At 62.4% G+C, this 15066-nt stretch carries 19 protein-coding genes; 9 read left to right on the top strand and 10 right to left on the bottom strand.

Features of this window, described 5'->3' with window-relative positions:
• Nucleotides 1-24: 24 nt before the first annotated feature.
• The gene (locus ABV300_RS01140) at nucleotides 25-906 is read right to left on the bottom strand and encodes a branched-chain amino acid ABC transporter permease (RefSeq protein ID WP_353714738.1); all 882 of its coding nucleotides are present in this window, start codon (nucleotides 904-906) and stop codon (nucleotides 25-27) included.
• A 142-nt stretch (nucleotides 907-1048) separates the two neighbouring features.
• A complete protein-coding gene (locus ABV300_RS01135; RefSeq protein ID WP_058438371.1) occupies nucleotides 1049-1315 on the bottom strand; it encodes a hypothetical protein in 267 nt (88 codons plus the stop codon).
• 160 nt (nucleotides 1316-1475) lie between these two features.
• Here ABV300_RS01135 and ABV300_RS01130 point away from each other — a divergent pair, with 160 nt between their 5' ends.
• The 8 genes from ABV300_RS01130 (at nucleotide 1476) to ABV300_RS01095 (ending at nucleotide 6909) form a co-directional block, all read left to right on the top strand.
• Entirely contained in the window at nucleotides 1476-1694 is a 219-nt protein-coding gene (locus ABV300_RS01130; RefSeq protein WP_058438372.1) for a zinc ribbon domain-containing protein, read from the top strand.
• Nucleotides 1695-1810: 116 nt separating this feature from the next.
• Nucleotides 1811-3934 (top strand): copper-translocating P-type ATPase, encoded by a 2124-nt coding sequence (locus ABV300_RS01125; RefSeq protein WP_353714737.1) that lies wholly within the window; start codon nucleotides 1811-1813, stop codon nucleotides 3932-3934.
• Nucleotides 3935-3990: 56 nt separating this feature from the next.
• A complete protein-coding gene (locus ABV300_RS01120; RefSeq protein ID WP_353714736.1) occupies nucleotides 3991-4404 on the top strand; it encodes a hypothetical protein in 414 nt (137 codons plus the stop codon).
• A gap of 13 nt (nucleotides 4405-4417) precedes the next feature.
• On the top strand, nucleotides 4418-4720 hold the full coding sequence (locus ABV300_RS01115; protein WP_353714735.1) for a muconolactone Delta-isomerase family protein: 303 nt from the start codon (nucleotides 4418-4420) through the stop codon (nucleotides 4718-4720).
• Nucleotides 4721-4870: 150 nt separating this feature from the next.
• Entirely contained in the window at nucleotides 4871-5095 is a 225-nt protein-coding gene (locus ABV300_RS01110; RefSeq protein ID WP_058438378.1) for a hypothetical protein, read from the top strand.
• An 11-nt stretch (nucleotides 5096-5106) separates the two neighbouring features.
• A complete protein-coding gene (locus ABV300_RS01105; RefSeq protein ID WP_353714734.1) occupies nucleotides 5107-5796 on the top strand; it encodes a ComF family protein in 690 nt (229 codons plus the stop codon).
• Between the two features lie 22 nt (nucleotides 5797-5818).
• Entirely contained in the window at nucleotides 5819-6370 is a 552-nt protein-coding gene (locus tag ABV300_RS01100) for an HPF/RaiA family ribosome-associated protein (protein WP_353714733.1), read from the top strand.
• Between the two features lie 23 nt (nucleotides 6371-6393).
• A complete protein-coding gene (locus ABV300_RS01095) occupies nucleotides 6394-6909 on the top strand; it encodes a methylated-DNA--[protein]-cysteine S-methyltransferase (protein ID WP_353714732.1) in 516 nt (171 codons plus the stop codon).
• Between the two features lie 84 nt (nucleotides 6910-6993).
• On the opposite strand, the gene rny is transcribed toward ABV300_RS01095, so the two are convergent.
• The 6 genes from rny to pyrF form a co-directional block, all read right to left on the bottom strand.
• Complete coding sequence (gene rny / locus ABV300_RS01090) at nucleotides 6994-8535, bottom strand: ribonuclease Y (RefSeq protein ID WP_353714731.1); 1542 nt, start codon at nucleotides 8533-8535, stop codon at nucleotides 6994-6996.
• 73 nt (nucleotides 8536-8608) lie between these two features.
• Nucleotides 8609-9154, bottom strand: a complete 546-nt coding sequence (locus tag ABV300_RS01085; protein ID WP_353714730.1) for a regulatory protein RecX — start codon at nucleotides 9152-9154, stop codon at nucleotides 8609-8611.
• A gap of 96 nt (nucleotides 9155-9250) precedes the next feature.
• Nucleotides 9251-10264: a recombinase RecA gene (recA, locus tag ABV300_RS01080; RefSeq protein WP_116632910.1), complete on the bottom strand. Its 1014-nt coding sequence runs from the start codon at nucleotides 10262-10264 to the stop codon at nucleotides 9251-9253.
• 177 nt (nucleotides 10265-10441) lie between these two features.
• The gene (gene dinB / locus ABV300_RS01075; RefSeq protein ID WP_353714729.1) at nucleotides 10442-11662 is read right to left on the bottom strand and encodes a DNA polymerase IV; all 1221 of its coding nucleotides are present in this window, start codon (nucleotides 11660-11662) and stop codon (nucleotides 10442-10444) included.
• A complete protein-coding gene (locus ABV300_RS01070; RefSeq protein WP_353714728.1) occupies nucleotides 11662-11850 on the bottom strand; it encodes a DUF951 domain-containing protein in 189 nt (62 codons plus the stop codon). Before ABV300_RS01070 ends, dinB begins: the two co-directional genes overlap by 1 nt.
• 36 nt (nucleotides 11851-11886) lie before the next feature.
• On the bottom strand, nucleotides 11887-12735 hold the full coding sequence (gene pyrF / locus ABV300_RS01065) for an orotidine-5'-phosphate decarboxylase (RefSeq protein ID WP_353714727.1): 849 nt from the start codon (nucleotides 12733-12735) through the stop codon (nucleotides 11887-11889).
• Nucleotides 12736-12839: 104 nt separating this feature from the next.
• On the opposite strand from pyrF, the gene rpsT reads away from it, so the two are divergent.
• Nucleotides 12840-13103 carry a 30S ribosomal protein S20 gene (gene rpsT, locus ABV300_RS01060; RefSeq protein WP_353714726.1) on the top strand — a complete coding sequence of 88 codons (264 nt, stop codon included), beginning with the start codon at nucleotides 12840-12842 and terminating at the stop codon, nucleotides 13101-13103.
• A gap of 76 nt (nucleotides 13104-13179) precedes the next feature.
• Here rpsT and nadD read toward each other — a convergent pair whose 3' ends face one another.
• Both nadD and obgE read right to left on the bottom strand, forming a co-directional pair.
• Complete coding sequence (gene nadD / locus ABV300_RS01055) at nucleotides 13180-13782, bottom strand: nicotinate-nucleotide adenylyltransferase (protein ID WP_353714725.1); 603 nt, start codon at nucleotides 13780-13782, stop codon at nucleotides 13180-13182.
• Nucleotides 13776-15029: a GTPase ObgE gene (gene obgE, locus ABV300_RS01050; RefSeq protein ID WP_353714724.1), complete on the bottom strand. Its 1254-nt coding sequence runs from the start codon at nucleotides 15027-15029 to the stop codon at nucleotides 13776-13778. The genes nadD and obgE overlap by 7 nt, the downstream gene beginning before the upstream one ends.
• Nucleotides 15030-15066 lie beyond the last annotated feature (37 nt).

Genomic DNA, 15066 nt, shown 5'->3' with positions numbered 1-15066 from the left:
ATCTTGTATCTTGGTTATTCATCGTCAATTGCCCTTGAAGGCCTTGGCCAGGCCCTGAGGCCTGAAAATCAGGACAGCGATCAGAATGACGAACGGGATGGCCATGCGGTATTCGGTGGATAGTCCGGCCTCGGCCAGCAGCACCACGCCGACGTTCTCCGCCAGGCCGATTATGAGAGCCGCCGCCATGGCGCCGTAAAAACTGCCGATGCCGCCGAGCATGGCCACAGCGAATGTCGGCAGCAGGATGTCCCAGCCGAGGTACGGCGACAGCCTCGTTTCCACGCCGCGGAACAGCCCGGCCACTCCGGCCAGGCCGGCGGAGACGAACCAGGTGATTATGAGGACACGGGTGGTGTTGATACCTGATGATAGCGCCAGGCGGGGGTTGGAGGCGGTAGCCCGGATGGCCTTGCCGATCCGGGTGCGGGTCAGCATGAAGTGCAGGCCGACGCCGACGGCCACAGCGGTGATGATGAGGATAATCCAGTTCAGGGTGACCCGGAGCGGCCCGATATCATAGGCCGGCCAGACGATGGACAGGGTCAGCGGCGAAAAGCCCCATATCTCGCCGATGGTGTGGCGCAGGATAAAACCCAGGGCCATTGAGGCGACCATCAGGTGGATCAGGCTGGCGCCGCGGTCGGTCAACGGCTTGAAAATGCCGCGGTAGGACAGGTAGCCGACGATGCCGGCGACCGCGAAAGCCACCGCGAAAGCCACCGGCAGCGGCGCCCCAAGCTGTTCGGTCACCCAGAAGCCGATAAAGCCGCCCAGAGACATGATCTCGGCGTGAGCGAAGTTGGGAAACTTGGCCAGGCCGTACACAAGCGTCAGCGCTACGGCTGAGATGAGGTACAGGCTGCCGGTAACCGCCGAATTAAATAGAATCTGTGCCCAGTTCAAATAGCCGCCACGCTTACAAAAATACGCGTCAATATAACAGAATATCGCCCGGACTGGCAAACAAGTATAAGATTATCACCTATATCATGATTCGCCTGAGCCACGCCCGCGGGGAGCGGCGAGGCCCGGCGGCGATGCCGGTTTAGTGCCGGCGGGTGATGGCCAGCCAGGCGGCGGCGCCCAGCGCGATGGCCGGCAGCATGGTGATGGTGATGAAGACGTAAGATGCCGGCGGGTCGAGCTGGTCGCGCTGATCCAGCACTACCCACAGGCCGGTCAGCAGCAATATGCCGCCGACGCCGCCCACGAAGCGGTCGTACATGGTGACCCGGGCGCCGTGTTTCCGGAAGTAATACTCCAGGAAAGCGTATCCGGCGACCATGATGAAAAAGAAAAGAACGAAAATCATCTCTTTTACCCCGCTTTCTGCGACCTTTCCGGCAACAAATTGTATAGTATCATATCGCGGGCAGGAATCAACAACCGGATGCGTCTGGAACGTTTGAAATTGACGCCGCGGCCGGTTTGGGGTTAGAATACATAATATCCTTGAAGAGGGAAAGTGAACAATGCCTATCTACGAATACCGCTGTATGGATTGCCGCAAGAAATTCGACCTGCTACGCCCGATGAGCCAGTCGACAGAACCCGCCGAATGCCCCACCTGCAAAGGCCAGGCCAGGCGCATCGCCTCCACCTTTATGGCTAAAGGCTCCGGCGGCCAGAGCATCGGCGGCGGCGGCGGCTGCTCCAGCTGCTCTTCTTCCTCCTGCGGCTCCTGCCATTAGTCCTGAATAGCCCATCAATAAAAAAGCGGCCTCAATAAGAGGCCGCTTTTTTATTACCGCCTTCCGCTCCCCGTGGCCTAGAATAGTCATGGAACGACCTCGATTCGGAGTCGGCTATGACTGAAGGTCACGGGCAGCACCACCCCACGGAAGGCGTCGGTGGCAATCACGCCTCGATGCCGCAGGGCTCGATGCAACACCCCGGTCAAGAGATGCCGATTCCCCCGCCGAAGCCCGGAGACCAGGCTGGGCTGACAATGACCCACGGCGACCGCCAGAAGATGAGCGGCGGCCGCCACGCCGGCCATGCCGTCGCCGATTTCGCCCGCCGTTTCTGGGTTTCGCTGGCCGTCACCATCCCCATCCTGGCCCTGTCGCCCTTCATTCAGGACACTTTCGGCTTCAGCGTCGGGTTTTCCGGCGATGCCTACGTCCTGTTCGCCCTGTCAGCTTTCATCTACATCTACGGCGGCAAGCCCTTCCTCCTCGGTTTCAGGCGGGAATTGACCGAGCGTAACCCCGGCATGATGACCCTGGTGGCCCTGGCCATATCGGTGGCTTTTTTCTACTCCGCGGCGGTGACCTTCGGCCTCCCGGGCGAGGTCTTCTACTGGGAGCTGGCCACTCTGGTGGATATCATGCTCCTGGGACATTGGATAGAGATGAAATCGGTCTCGAGCGCCTCCCGCGCCGTCGAGGAACTGGCCAAACTGCTGCCTGCGGTAGCCCATCGCATCGCCGATGGCGGCAAGACCGAGGATATTCCTGCCGACAGGCTGGTCAAAGGCGACCGGGTACTGGTCAAACCAGGCGAGAAGGTGCCGGCCGACGGCGAGGTCATTGACGGCCGGAGCGCCGTCGACGAATCAATGCTCACCGGTGAATCGGTGCCGGTCGAAAAAACCTCCGGGGCGAAGGTCATCGGTGGCGCCTTGAACGGCGAGGGGTCGCTCACCGTGAAGATCACCGGCGCCGGCGAGGAATCCTATCTGGCGCAGATGGCCCGGCTGGTCGCCGAAGCCCAGGCTTCCAAGAGCCGCGCCCAGGATGTGGCCGACCGGGCGGCCCGGTGGCTCACCGGCATCGCCATCTCCGCCGGGCTGCTGACTCTGCTTGCCTGGCTGGCGTTTTCGGAGGAGCCGGCGGTCTTCGCCGTGGAGCGCATGGTCACCGTCATGGTCATCGCCTGCCCCCACGCCCTGGGACTGGCGGTGCCGCTGGTTATCGCCGTGTCCGCCGGCCTTTCCGCCAGGAACGGTTTGCTGGTGCGCGCCCGCGGCGCCTTCGAGCGGGCCAGAAACATTGACGCAGTCGTCTTCGACAAGACCGGCACGCTGACCTGGGGCAAGTTCAGCGTTACTGATGTCGCCGTGCTTGATGAGCGATTCGACCGCGATGAACTGCTGAACCTGGCTGCCGCCGTCGAAGCCCACTCGGCCCACCCCCTCGCCCGCGCCGTCGTCGAGGCTGCCGCCGAGACCCGCCCGGTCGAGGCTTTCGAGTCGCTGCCCGGGCGCGGCGCCCGGGGCAAAGTCCGCGGCCGGGACGTCATGGTCGCCAGTCCCGGTCATGTCGGCGAACTGAAACTCGACTACGACCGTTCCAGAGTCCAGCCGCTGCTGGCGCAGGGCAAGACGGTCGTCTTTGTCGTCCTCGACGGGGCTGTTGCCGGAGTTTTGGCCCTGGCCGACGTCATCCGCCCGGAGTCGAAACAGGCCGTAGCGCGGCTGAAGGCCATGGGCAAGCGGGTCCTGATGATGACCGGCGATCGGGAGGAAGCCGCCGCCCGGGTGGCCGCCGAGCTGTCGCTGGACGAGTATTTCGCCGGCGTGCTGCCGGAGCAGAAGGCATCCAAGATCAAAGAACTGCAGGCGAGGGGCCTGTCCGTAGCCATGACCGGCGACGGCGTTAATGACGCCCCGGCGCTGGCTCAGGCCGACCTCGGCATCGCCGTCGGCGCCGGCACCGGCATCGCCATCGAGACCGGCGACATCATCCTGGTGCGCTCCAACCCGCTGGATGTCCTGGCCGTCTTCGACCTGTCGAGGGCAACTTACGGAAAAATGGTCCAGAACCTGGCCTGGGCTGCCGGCTATAACGCCGTCGCCATCCCGGCGGCAGCCGGCATCTTCGCCGCCTGGGGCTTACTCCTTTCCCCGGCTGCCGGCGCGGTGCTGATGTCGGCATCAACCGTCATCGTGGCGGTGAACGCCCGGCGGTTGAAGTTCGCCCGCAAGTAACTGCTTCGGTGGTTGAGCGTTATAATTATCATCAATACTGGTTTATCGAGGGGGACATGATGAAAATCTGGTTGAAGCTGGTTGTTCCGGCGCTTCTCTTGGCGGCGGTCGCCGCCGGCTGCGGCGGCCTCAGCCCTGCCTTGGGTGAGAAATTCACCCTCAAGACCGGCCAGTCGGCGGTCATCGAAGGGGAAGACCTGAAAATCCGCTTCGATGCCGTGGAATCGGACTCGCGCTGTCCTTCGGATGTTGTCTGCGTCCGCGCCGGCGAGGCGGTCATCAAGGTCACCGCCACCCACGCCGGACAAAGTTCCGCGCTGACAATGGTCGAGGAGGGCTTGACTTCGGGTCTTAACGTGGTAGATTATAAGAACTACCATATCGAGTTCAGGCTGACGCCTTACCCCGTTTCGACGGTTGAACTTAAACAGGGCGACTATCGGCTGGAACTCAAAGTAGCGAAGTCCTGAGGAGGAGGCGCCCATGAAATATCTCGTCACCGGCCACCAGGTCATCCCCGGCGCCGGCCACTCGGATCAGGTCAATTATCTCCGCGCCGCCAAAGCCTGGGTCAAACGCCACCAGGATGACGGCGTTCTGGAAGCCGCCTTCAGCTTCTCCGACGGCGGCGGTATGTTCATCATGAACGCGGCAAGTCATGCTGACCTGATGCGCCTTATGCTGACCTTTCCCCTGGCTCCGATGACCCAATGGCAGGTCAAGCCGCTGATGGACTTCGAGGAATCCTCGGACATCATCATCGAGACGCTTAAGCCGTTCTCCTAGTCCCTTCGAGCCAGTCACGAAGCCCTCCCGCCCGGAGGGCTTCTTTTTTTCTGCCATTCTTCAGACTTTATTGCCGATTTTGCTTGATATGGCGCCGAGGTTGGGTTATACTTCTTCACCGTTAAGGTTTATGGTTGGGAGGTAGCTTCTGTGGACGGTTCGACTTTCCCCAAATGCCAGGCATGCAAAACCGGTGACCTGGTGCCCCTGTCGGACTTCGGCAACCAGGGCGCCCCGATCCATTACAAGGCTTGGGTCTGCACCAATCCCGAATGCGGCTACAACTTAAAGATCCGCAACGGCGACGTCTATATCAACGAACCCATCGGCAGCGGCGTCAACAACCACCGCCAGCGCAATCCGGCCAACTTTTAACCGGACCTCCGATGTTCGGCCGTCTTCTGGGCAGCCGCGACCGGCTGCTGGACGTGTTCTTCCCGCGCTACTGCCTAGGCTGCGGCCGGGAAGGCGCCTATTTTTGCGCCCGCTGCCGGGAGACGCTGCCTTTCCAGGCGCCGCCCTTCTGCCCCGCCTGCGGCAAGAGCCTGGACCATCACCCTGACTGTGACCTGCTGGCCCCCGAACTTCGGGAACTGCGGTCGGTCTTCCGGTTCGAAGGACCGCTGAAAAAAGCGGTTCACCAGCTCAAGTACAACAACCTCCGGGACATCACCGGAGTGCTCGGCGCCTTCATGGCTGATTTCCTCAAGTCCAATTCAATAACCGGCGACGCCCTGGTGCCGGTGCCGCTGCACCGGTCTCGCCTCCGGGAGCGCGGCTACAACCAGTCCGAGCTGCTGGCCTTGGCCGTCCACCGCCTGACCGGCCTGCCGGTGTTTGTCGACGCTTTAAAGAAGATCCGCCCCACGCCGCCGCAGGCTGACAGCGCCTCCGTTGAAGAGCGCCGCGGTGCGGTGGTTGGCGCCTTCCGGTGTTATAATACGCTCAAAGGCCGCCGTGTCATCCTGATTGACGACGTGGCGACTTCGGGTGCGACCCTCTCCGCCTGCGCCGCGGCTGCCGCCGCCGCCGGTGCCGCCGAGGTGAGGGCATTGACCCTGGCCCGGGAAATTTAACGAAAGGTTCGAGGTGACGCCTATGGAAACGATCATCACCGCCAAGAATCTGACCCTTGATGAGGCTGCCCGAAAGCAGATCGAGCGCAAGTTCAGCAAGATCGGCCGGCACCTGCCGCAGGCGCGGGAGCTGCGCCTTGACCTGTTTGAAGAATCCACCAAAGCGGCTAAAGACCGCTTTGTCGCCCGCGGCTTTCTGGATGTGCTGGGGCCGGTCATGACCTCGGAATGCCGGGCCGCCAACCTGATCACCGCCGTTGATCAGCTGGTAGGTGTCATGGAGCGCCAGGCCCAGGATTTCAAGAATAAGAACCAGGGCTTCGACCGGGAGAGCCAGCGCTTCGCCCCGGCCGGGCACCCCGGCACCAGGCCGCAGCCGCCGCCCGCCGCAAGCGGCGTCGCCGTTGACGCCGAGCGCGTCAGGCCGGAGCCGATGACCGTCGCTCGAGCCATTGACAGCATCAACGATACCAAAGACGACTTCCTGCTGTTCCGCAATCCCGGCGGCGGCGTCAGCCTGCTGCTCCGACGCGAAGAAGGCGGCCTGAAACTGATTGAGATCGAAACCGGCTGACCGGGCGATCGCGGGAGAATCTGATGAAACCATCCTCACACCATCGCAAATACGGCCTGGTCGAGACCGGCGCCGGCTGGGTCGGCATCGAGGTCTCTGAAAAAGGCGTCAAGCGGCTGACACTGCCGGCCAACGACCGCCAGGCGGCTCTAGCTGAACTGGGCGTCGAGGAAAAGGACCTGACGCTTGAATCCGGCGGCGCCGGCCTGGCTGACCGGCTGAAGCATTTCTTCATGGGCGAACCGGTGGTGTTCAAGGAAGGCCTGGACCTGACCGGAGCCACCGAGTTCCAGCAGCAGGTCTACCATGCCGCCTGCCGCATCCCCTTCGGCGAGACAAGGAGCTACGGCGAACTGGCCGAGGAGATCGGCAAACCGGGCGCCGCCCGCGCCGTCGGCCAGGCGCTGGGAGCCAACCCGCTGCCTATCCTCATCCCCTGCCACCGGGTCGTCGCCAAGGGCGGCGGGCTGGGCGGCTTCACCGGCGGCGTCGAGACCAAACAGAAGCTGCTGGACATGGAGAAGAAGGGCAAGAAGTAGGGGCGACCTGCCACCAATTCAGGCCATAAAAAAGGAGGGGCTTTCGCCCCTCCTTTGAAAACCGCCTCTGTCTCGGATTTCGCTCTATCTGGCGTAGTCCGTCGCCCGGGTTTCGCGGAGTACGGTGACCTTGATCTGGCCGGGGTATTCCAGCCCTTCTTCGATCTTCTTCACTATGTCTCGGGCCAGACGCATCGAGCCCAGGTCGTCCACCTCCTCGGGCTTGACCAGGATCCTGACCTCGCGGCCGGCCTGGATGGCATAGGAGCGGTCGACGCCCTTGAAGCTGTTGGCGATCTCTTCGAGCGCCTTCAGGCGTTTAATGTAATTTTCCAGCGATTCGCGGCGGGCGCCGGGCCGGGCGCTTGAGATGGCGTCGGCGGCGGATACCAGGAAGCCCCAGATGGAGGTCTCCGTCTGGTCGAAATGGTGCTCGGCGACGCCCCTTACCACGTCCGGGTTCTTGTCCCACTGCTTGACCAGATCGGCGCCGATGGCGGCGTGGGTGCCTTCGACTTCGCGGTCAACGGCCTTGCCGATATCATGCAGGAAGCCGGCGCGGCGGGCGACGTTGACGTTGATGCCCAGGTCGGCAGCCATCATTCCGGCCAGCTGAGCGACTTCGACGGAATGCTGCAGCACGTTCTGCCCGTAGCTGGTGCGGTACTTCAGGCGGCCCATGATTTTGATCAGCTCCGGCCGTAAGCCGTGGACGCCGGCGGCATAGGCCGCCTGTTCGCCGGCCGACTGGATGGCGGCGTCAACCTCTTCTTTGGCTTTAGCCACCACTTCCTCGATGCGCGCCGGGTGGATGCGCCCGTCCAGGACCAATTTGGAAAGCACCAGCCGGGCGATTTCCCGACGCACCGGGTCGAAGCTGGAGATGGTTACCGCTTCCGGCGTATCGTCGATGATGAGGTCGACGCCGGTGGCCTGCTCCAGGGCGCGGATGTTGCGCCCCTCGCGCCCGATCAGGCGTCCTTTCATCTCGTCCGAGGGGATGGGCACCACCGAAACCGTTGTCTCGGCGACGATGTCTGAGGCGGTGCGCTGGATGGCGTGGATAATGATGTTGCGGGCTTTTTCGTCGGCTTCTTCCTTAATTCGCTGCTCCCATTGCCGGATGCGGCGGGCGGTCTCAACCTGCATTTCGGATTCGACCATTTCGATGAGCTGGTCTTTGGCCTGCTGGGTGGTCAGGCCGGCCACCTCTTCCAGCTTGAGCTGCTCCTGGCCGCGCAAAGCCTCGACCTTCTCCATTTCCTCGTCGATGGACTTCTCTTTCTTCAACAGGTCGCGCTCCCGGGTATCCAGGTTTTCCAGCTTGCGCTCCAGTGTTTCCACTTTCTGGGTGACCCGATTTTCCTGCTTGGCCAGTTCGGTGCGCCGCTCGCGGAGCTCGTTCTCGTTGGCCATGCGCATTTTTTCGGCCTCTTCCCGGGCTGACTGGACAATGCTTTTAGCCTCGGTCTGGGCTTCGGCGACGGTATGCGCCGCCTTGCGCTGGGCGACTCTCAGCTTGCGGCTGTAGACCAGCTGCCGGGACAGATAGATGAAAACGGAACCGGCGGCCGTGCCGATAAGGAAGGCGAATAGTACCGTCAGTGGATTGGCGAACTCATTCATATCTTAACCCCCGATTCGTGATTTTGGTCGGCAGCCGTCGCCTGGGGGACAACGGCTAATACTAAAGTCTGCTTCAAATAGTGTCAACCCTGCTTGTCAGGCCTTCTTCTTCAAGCCGGGACAGCGTCGTTTCGATGACCGCCCAGCCGAAGCCGCGCCGCCGCAGGAAATCCGCCAGTTTCCGCCGGCCTTCATTAGCCGGGAGCGCTTTCAAGCGGGACAACCGCGGCAGTGCCGCCCGATAGGCGGCCCCGGCGTCATCGGCATCCGCCAGGGCGTTCCCGGCGGTCTCCGGATCGACGCCCCGGGACAGCAATTCCCGCTTTACCATATACGCCGAACGCGGGCTGCCAGAAGCGCGGTGTTCGCTCCAGGCGCGGGCAAAGGCGCCGTCGTCAACCAGGCCGGCGGCTTTGAGGCGGTTCATAACGGCTTCAATTTCCGTTTCGCTGAAGCCGCGGCGGCTCAAGCGCTGGCGCATCTCGGCCTCGCTGCGGGCGCGGTACGCTAAAAGCTTCAAAGCCGCCTGGTAGCAGGCTTCCGCCGGAGACAGCCCAGGGCTGGCGGCGCTTTCAGCCTCAGCCCGGACGATTTTACCGGCGCGCCGGAAATCTGGCACCCTGAACCCCTTTCAAAAGACGCATCGGGCGGGACAACTGCCCACGCCCGATGCGGCCCAAGGGGCTTGCCGGCGCCGAAGTTAATCTCAAGAAGATTACTCGGTGTCGATAAAGCTAGCATTGGCGCTCGCCGCGGCGCGGACATCCGATTCGACGGCATCAGCCGTCTCCGGGTGCGCGGCCAGGAACGTCCTGACCGCCTCCCGTCCCTGCCCCAGGCGAACATCACCATAAGAGAAGAAAGCGCCGGATTTTTTAATGACCCCGGATTCGACGCCGAGGTCGATGAGATTGCCCTCGCGGGAGATGCCGGAATCGAACAGGATGTCGAATTCGGCGCTCCTGAACGGCGGCGCTACTTTGTTCTTGACCACCTTGACCTTGACGTGGGTGCCGATGGCGGAGTTGCCGGACTTCAGTGTCTCCACCCGCCGCACATCCAGTCTTACCGAGGAGTAGAACTTGAGCGCCCGGCCGCCGGGAGTGACTTCCGGATTTCCGAAGACGATGCCCACCTTTTCCCGAAGCTGGTTGATAAAGATCACCGCGGTTCCGGTGTTGCCGATTGAGGCGGTCAGTTTCCTGAGGGCCTGGCTCATCAGCCGGGCCTGCAGGCCGACGTGGGAATCACCCATATCGCCTTCAAGTTCGGCTTTGGGTACCAGGGCGGCCACCGAATCGATGACCACCAGGTCGGCGCCGCCGGAGCGGACCAGCTTTTCGCAGATATCGAGGGCTTCTTCCCCGGTGTCGGGCTGGGCGATGTAGAGTTCGTCAAGATTGATGCCGCAGGTCTTGGCGTACTTGGGGTCGAAGGCATGCTCCACGTCGATGTAGAAAGCCTTGCCGCCCTGCCTCTGACACTGGGCGATGATGTGCTGCGCCAGAGTCGTCTTGCCCGACCCTTCGGGACCGAAGATTTCGGTCACCCGGCCGCGGGGAATGCCCCCCACGCCCAGGGCCAGGTCCAGCGACAGCGAGCCGGTGGGGATGACTTCCACCGCCACGGTGGAAGCCGCCTCCGACAGCTTCATGATAGCGCCCTTGCCGAACTGCTTCTCGATCAGCCCAACGGCTGCTTCCAGTGCTCTTTGCTTCTCTAAGTCAATGTTCGCCATGTTCTGCCTTTCATTGTAGCATATGTTCTAACTCAATGTCAGTAAGTGAACTCAGCCGACCGGCTGCCGCAGATCGGCACCGGGATCCTTGAGCCGCGCCTATCATAGCACATAAGTACTAGGCTTTCAATGGGTAAAACGTGGGGGAAGCGGCGGAAAGAAACCGGTTCAGGAATCGCCGGCCGCGGGCGGTTCAGCGCGGCGCCCTAAAGCCAGCGTCCGCCCTGTCTGGATAGCCCCGAAACCGTACTTCTTCCGAATTCGGTCCAGGGCGCGGTCGATAGACGACAGGCGCGCCGCGCCGCCATCGTCGAGCGGCATTTGGCCTTCGCCGCCGGACAGCTTAGCCAGGCCGACGCCTAATAGCCTCACCGGTTGGCGACTCCCGGCCAGCGCCGCGCCCAGCAGATTGAGCGCCTCCCCGAAAATAACCTCGTTTGAGTCGGTGCCGAATCCGAGCGTCCGTTGGCGGGTGATAACCGAGAAATCAGCCCATCGGACCCGGATGTGGACTACTGAAGCCTTCTGGCCGTAGCGCCGCAGGCGCGCCCCGGTTTGCTCCGAGAGATAGCGGAGGGTGGCTTCCAGGAGCTGCCGGTCGCGGGAATCGGCGTCGAAGGTACGCTCGGCCGAAATGGACCTGGCTTCGGCCGGGGGTTGGACGCGGCTGCGGTCTATCCCCTGGGCATGGAGCTTGAGCATCGCCCCGTAGGCGCCGAAGCGGCCGGCAAGGCAATCGGGCGGCATTTTAGCCAGTTCCCCAAGCGTCCGGATGCCTAAGGCGTTCAACGCCTTTTCGGTCTTTTCGCCGACGCCGGGCATGCGGCCAATGGGCAGCGGGGCCATGAAGGCCGCCTCGCCGCCCGGCGGCACTTCCACCAGGCCGTCGGGCTTGGCGGTCTTGGAAGCTACCTTGGCGGCGATCTTGCTGCCGGCGATGCCGATAGAAGCGGCGATGCCGATCTCATCCCGGATGCGCTGCCGGATCTTCGTGCCCATCCCGGCGAGAGAGCCATGCAGGCTCTCGAACCCGGTGACGTCGAGCCAGGCTTCATCGAGGCCGCCGGGCTCCAGAAAGGGCGAGAAATCAGCCAGAACGGCCATGAACATCTTCGACGCCTCGCCGTAACGTTCCCAGTGGCCGGGAACAAAAAGACAGTTCGGGCACAGGCGATGCGCTTGCGATAGCGGCATGCCGGCATGGATGCCGTAACGCCGCGCCTCGTATGAAGCGGCGGTGACCACCCCCCGGCCTTTGCCCGGAACGCCGCCGACAGCTACCGGCTTGCCGCGCAGCGACGGGTCGAAAACCTGTTCCACCGAAACGAAGAAGGCGTCCAGGTCAACGTGCATGATGCGCCGCGGCGTTTCGACGGGCGGCTGAGCCATCACTCGCCCCTGGAGATAAAATTTTTGAATCGTTTCTCGAGGTCGAACCGGGGGATAAGAAGGCGGCGGTCGCAGGTGAGGCAGATGATGCCGATGTCCGCCCCGATGCGGAAGACCTTCCACTCGTAGCCGCCGCAGGGGTGGGGCTTCCTCAGGCGCAGGGTGTCGTTGAGCTTGAAATCGACCATCAAACAGCCTTACAAAGGGGCAGCCGGCTGGTAGAGCTAGGCTGCCAGGTACTGGTTTATCTCGTCGCGGAGAAGGAGGGCGGCGGCGCGCGCCGCCTGGGAGTAGTCCGTTCCTGAAGAAGCGTAGATAACCTGCCGGGATACGCTGATGACCGCCAAACCGCCGCCGCTGGAACCGTACTTGACCGCCAGTTCCAGCGAGCCTCCCTGAGCGCCCACGCCTGGTATCAATAGCGGCAGGGCCGGATGGGCGTCCCGGATAGCCTTGAGCTCTGACGGTTGGGTAGCCCCGGCCACCAGGCCGAGGTTGCCGTACTTATTCCAGTCTTCGACCTTATCGGCGACGATCTGGTACAGGGGCTTGCCGTCAGATTCGATCGACTGGAAATCGGCGGCGCCGGGATTACTGGTGCGGCAGAGGACGAAGACCGCTTTATCGCGGTACTCGTAGAATGGCTCAATCGAATCGCGGCCGAGGTAAGGATTGACGGTGACGGCGTCGGCGCCCAGTTCATCAAAAGCGGCGCGGGCGTAAGCCCTGGCGGTATTGCCGATATCGCCGCGCTTGGCATCCAGGATGACCGGGATATTGCGCGGGACCGCTTCTATGACGTCCTTCAGGACGCCCCAACCGCTTGGACCGAGAGCTTCGAAGAAAGCGATATTGGGCTTATAGGCGCATACCAGGTCATAGGTCGCGCCGATGATCTCCCGGCAGAAATCAGTCACCGCGACACCGGCCGGCAGTTTCTCAGGTTCCGGGTCCAGACCGACGCAAAGGCAGCTGCGGTTGTGCCGGGCGGCTCCGTTGAGCTTGGTAAGACAATTCACCGCATCATGGTAACAGGATGCCCGGAGGCTGGCAAGAAGCCTGCCGTCGAGCATGCTGTCCCGCCGCCGATTCAGCGTTGGAAATCTCAGGTTGCGCCCGGATGCGGCTTGGCGTATAATCTACAGCTTGTTGCCAGCAAATTAACAGGAGGCGTCCCTTGGCCAATATCAAGAGTTCCAAAAAAGACATCATCACTTCCGCAAAAAAAGCGGAACGCAACAAAGCCGCCACCAGCGCCCTGAAGACCGCGGTGCGTAAAACTGAGAAAGCCATCGCCGCCAAAGACCCGGCCATCAAAGAAGCGGTAACCGCCGGCCAGAGCGCCCTCGACATCGCCGCCAAAAAAGGCATCATTCACCCCAACGCCGCCGCCCGCAAAAAGAGCCGCCTGACCAAAAAAGCCAACGCCGCTGCCAAATAGCAGCCCTAGTTCGACCGTTAACAGAAAGAGGAGGTTAGCCCTCCTCTTTTTTATTCCCGGAATCTGGGGGCTCCGGTTAATCCCGGTACAGGCCCTGGGCGGCTATATATGCGGCAACCGGCGCCGCCACCAGAGCGGATATCGCCTGGTCCCGCCTCACCCTCTCCCGGATGGATGTGGCGGATATATCTATCTCGGGTTCGGTCATGACCACGGTCCTGGCTGCCAGACCGGGTACGGCTTTATCCAGAGCATCCAGGTCCGGTCTCGGAGACCCTATTCTCGGCGCCGCGGCCAGACAGGCGGATTGGATAATACGGTCGGGGTGATGCCATGAAGGCAGGGCAATCAGATTATCCCAGCCCAGGATAAAATACAATTCATCTTTGGGATACAGCCGCCTGAGTTCTGCCAGTGTTTGCCAGGTATAAGAAGGACCCGGGCGTTTGATTTCGATATCGCTGACCGCGGCATACGACACCTCGGCTGCCGCCAGCCGGGTCATCGCCAGCCGGTGGCGGGCGGGGGTGACCTTCATCGCCGCTTTCACCCAGGGATGTCCGGCAGGTATGAAAATCACCTCGTCAAGGTCAAGTATCCGCCGTGCCGCCTCAGCCAGAATAAGGTGCCCCAGATGCGGCGGGTCGAAGGTGCCGCCCAGAAGGCCCCTTCTCACCAATACAACTCCAGCTTGCCGATGATCAGTTTTTCACCCGGCTTGATCTTGGCGGCGCGGACGGCGCGGCCCACGCCCCAGCGCCAGAGCTCGGCCAGGACCTGCCGCCGGACCTCCGGGTCGTTGGTGTCAGAGCCGGCTACCAGCCGTTCAAATTCATCAGATTCGACCCGATAGCCGTCGGCGTCCCGTGTGACCGATACTTTTTCCCGCTGCGGGGCCGGGCGGAAGACCTTGATCGGCGCTTCGGCGGCGGCATCGGCTGAAACAGGCTGCTGCAGCATCGCGTCGAGTTCGGCCAGAAGACCTTCGATGCCTTCCCCGGATTGAGCCGAGACGAATATCGCCCTATGCCCGGCGGCCTTGAACAATTCTTTCAACGCCGGCAGCCGCGCCTTGACCGCCGGCAGATCTATTTTGTTGACGGCAACAAGTTGGGATTTTCGGGACAGCAGCGGATCATAGAGCAGCAGCTCGGTATTGATCTTGACCATATCGTTGACCGGTTCCGCCGAGGAACCGTCGAGCAGGTGGACCAGCACCCGGGTGCGGGCGACATGGCGCAGGAATTGATACCCCAGACCTTTACCCAGATGAGCGCCTTCGATGAGTCCGGGCACGTCGGCGACTACCCAGCGGCGGCCGCCGGCGTCGACGACACCGAGCGACGGCTCGAGAGTGGTGAAGGGGTAGTCCGCCACCTTGGGACGGGCAGCGGAGATTGCCGCTAGCAGCGACGATTTGCCGGCGTTGGGCAGACCGATGATGCCGGCGTCGGCGATCAGTTTCAGTTCGAGCGACAGGACTTTGGCTTCGCCGGGCGCCCCGGTCTGCGCCAGGCGGGGGGCCTGGTTGGTCGAAGAGGCAAAGTGGGAATTGCCTAGGCCGCCCTTGCCGCCGTGCGCGGCGACAATGCGCTCTCCGTGTCGCGATAGATCCGCCAGTACCTCGCCGGTATCCCTGTCGCGGATTACGGTGCCTATCGGCAGTTTGACAATCACGTCGGCGCCGCTTTTACCTGATTTCCTCTGCCCGGCGCCCCGGCCTCCGTCGGCCGCTGCGTAATGGCGCTGGTGGCGGTATTTCATCAGGCTGCCGATATCTTTATCGGCTTCAAGAATGACATCGCCGCCCCTGCCGCCGTCACCCCCGTCGGGACCGCCGCGGGGCACGAACTTCTCGCGCCGGAAACTGACGGCGCCTCTGCCGCCGTTACCGCTCTTGATTTCTATTTCCGCCTGATCTATCAATTTCTATCCTTATCTAACAAACAACATATTCAGATTC

The organism is Dehalogenimonas sp. 4OHTPN, from assembly GCF_040448695.1.
GTDB lineage: Bacteria > Chloroflexota > Dehalococcoidia > Dehalococcoidales > Dehalococcoidaceae > Dehalogenimonas.
The sequence above is the reverse complement of the archived record's forward strand: the minus strand, read 5'-3'. Positions and strand labels throughout refer to the sequence as shown.

What these genes read in the sequence shown, in the direction of transcription:
- ABV300_RS01120 (WP_353714736.1), top strand. Translation starts at nt 3,991, where the DNA reads ATGATGAAAATCTGGTTGAAGCTGGTTGTTCCGGCGCTTCTCTTGGCG.
- ABV300_RS01125 (WP_353714737.1), top strand. Translation starts at nt 1,811, where the DNA reads ATGACTGAAGGTCACGGGCAGCACCACCCCACGGAAGGCGTCGGTGGC.
- ABV300_RS01070 (WP_353714728.1), bottom strand. Translation starts at nt 11,850, where the DNA reads ATGGTCGATTTCAAGCTCAACGACACCCTGCGCCTGAGGAAGCCCCAC.
- ABV300_RS01095 (WP_353714732.1), top strand. Translation starts at nt 6,394, where the DNA reads ATGAAACCATCCTCACACCATCGCAAATACGGCCTGGTCGAGACCGGC.
- ABV300_RS01115 (WP_353714735.1), top strand. Translation starts at nt 4,418, where the DNA reads ATGAAATATCTCGTCACCGGCCACCAGGTCATCCCCGGCGCCGGCCAC.
- ABV300_RS01135 (WP_058438371.1), bottom strand. Translation starts at nt 1,315, where the DNA reads ATGATTTTCGTTCTTTTCTTTTTCATCATGGTCGCCGGATACGCTTTC.
- ABV300_RS01100 (WP_353714733.1), top strand. Translation starts at nt 5,819, where the DNA reads ATGGAAACGATCATCACCGCCAAGAATCTGACCCTTGATGAGGCTGCC.
- dinB (WP_353714729.1), bottom strand. Translation starts at nt 11,662, where the DNA reads ATGGCTCAGCCGCCCGTCGAAACGCCGCGGCGCATCATGCACGTTGAC.
- ABV300_RS01105 (WP_353714734.1), top strand. Translation starts at nt 5,107, where the DNA reads ATGTTCGGCCGTCTTCTGGGCAGCCGCGACCGGCTGCTGGACGTGTTC.
- ABV300_RS01130 (WP_058438372.1), top strand. Translation starts at nt 1,476, where the DNA reads ATGCCTATCTACGAATACCGCTGTATGGATTGCCGCAAGAAATTCGAC.
- rny (WP_353714731.1), bottom strand. Translation starts at nt 8,535, where the DNA reads ATGAATGAGTTCGCCAATCCACTGACGGTACTATTCGCCTTCCTTATC.
- pyrF (WP_353714727.1), bottom strand. Translation starts at nt 12,735, where the DNA reads ATGCTCGACGGCAGGCTTCTTGCCAGCCTCCGGGCATCCTGTTACCAT.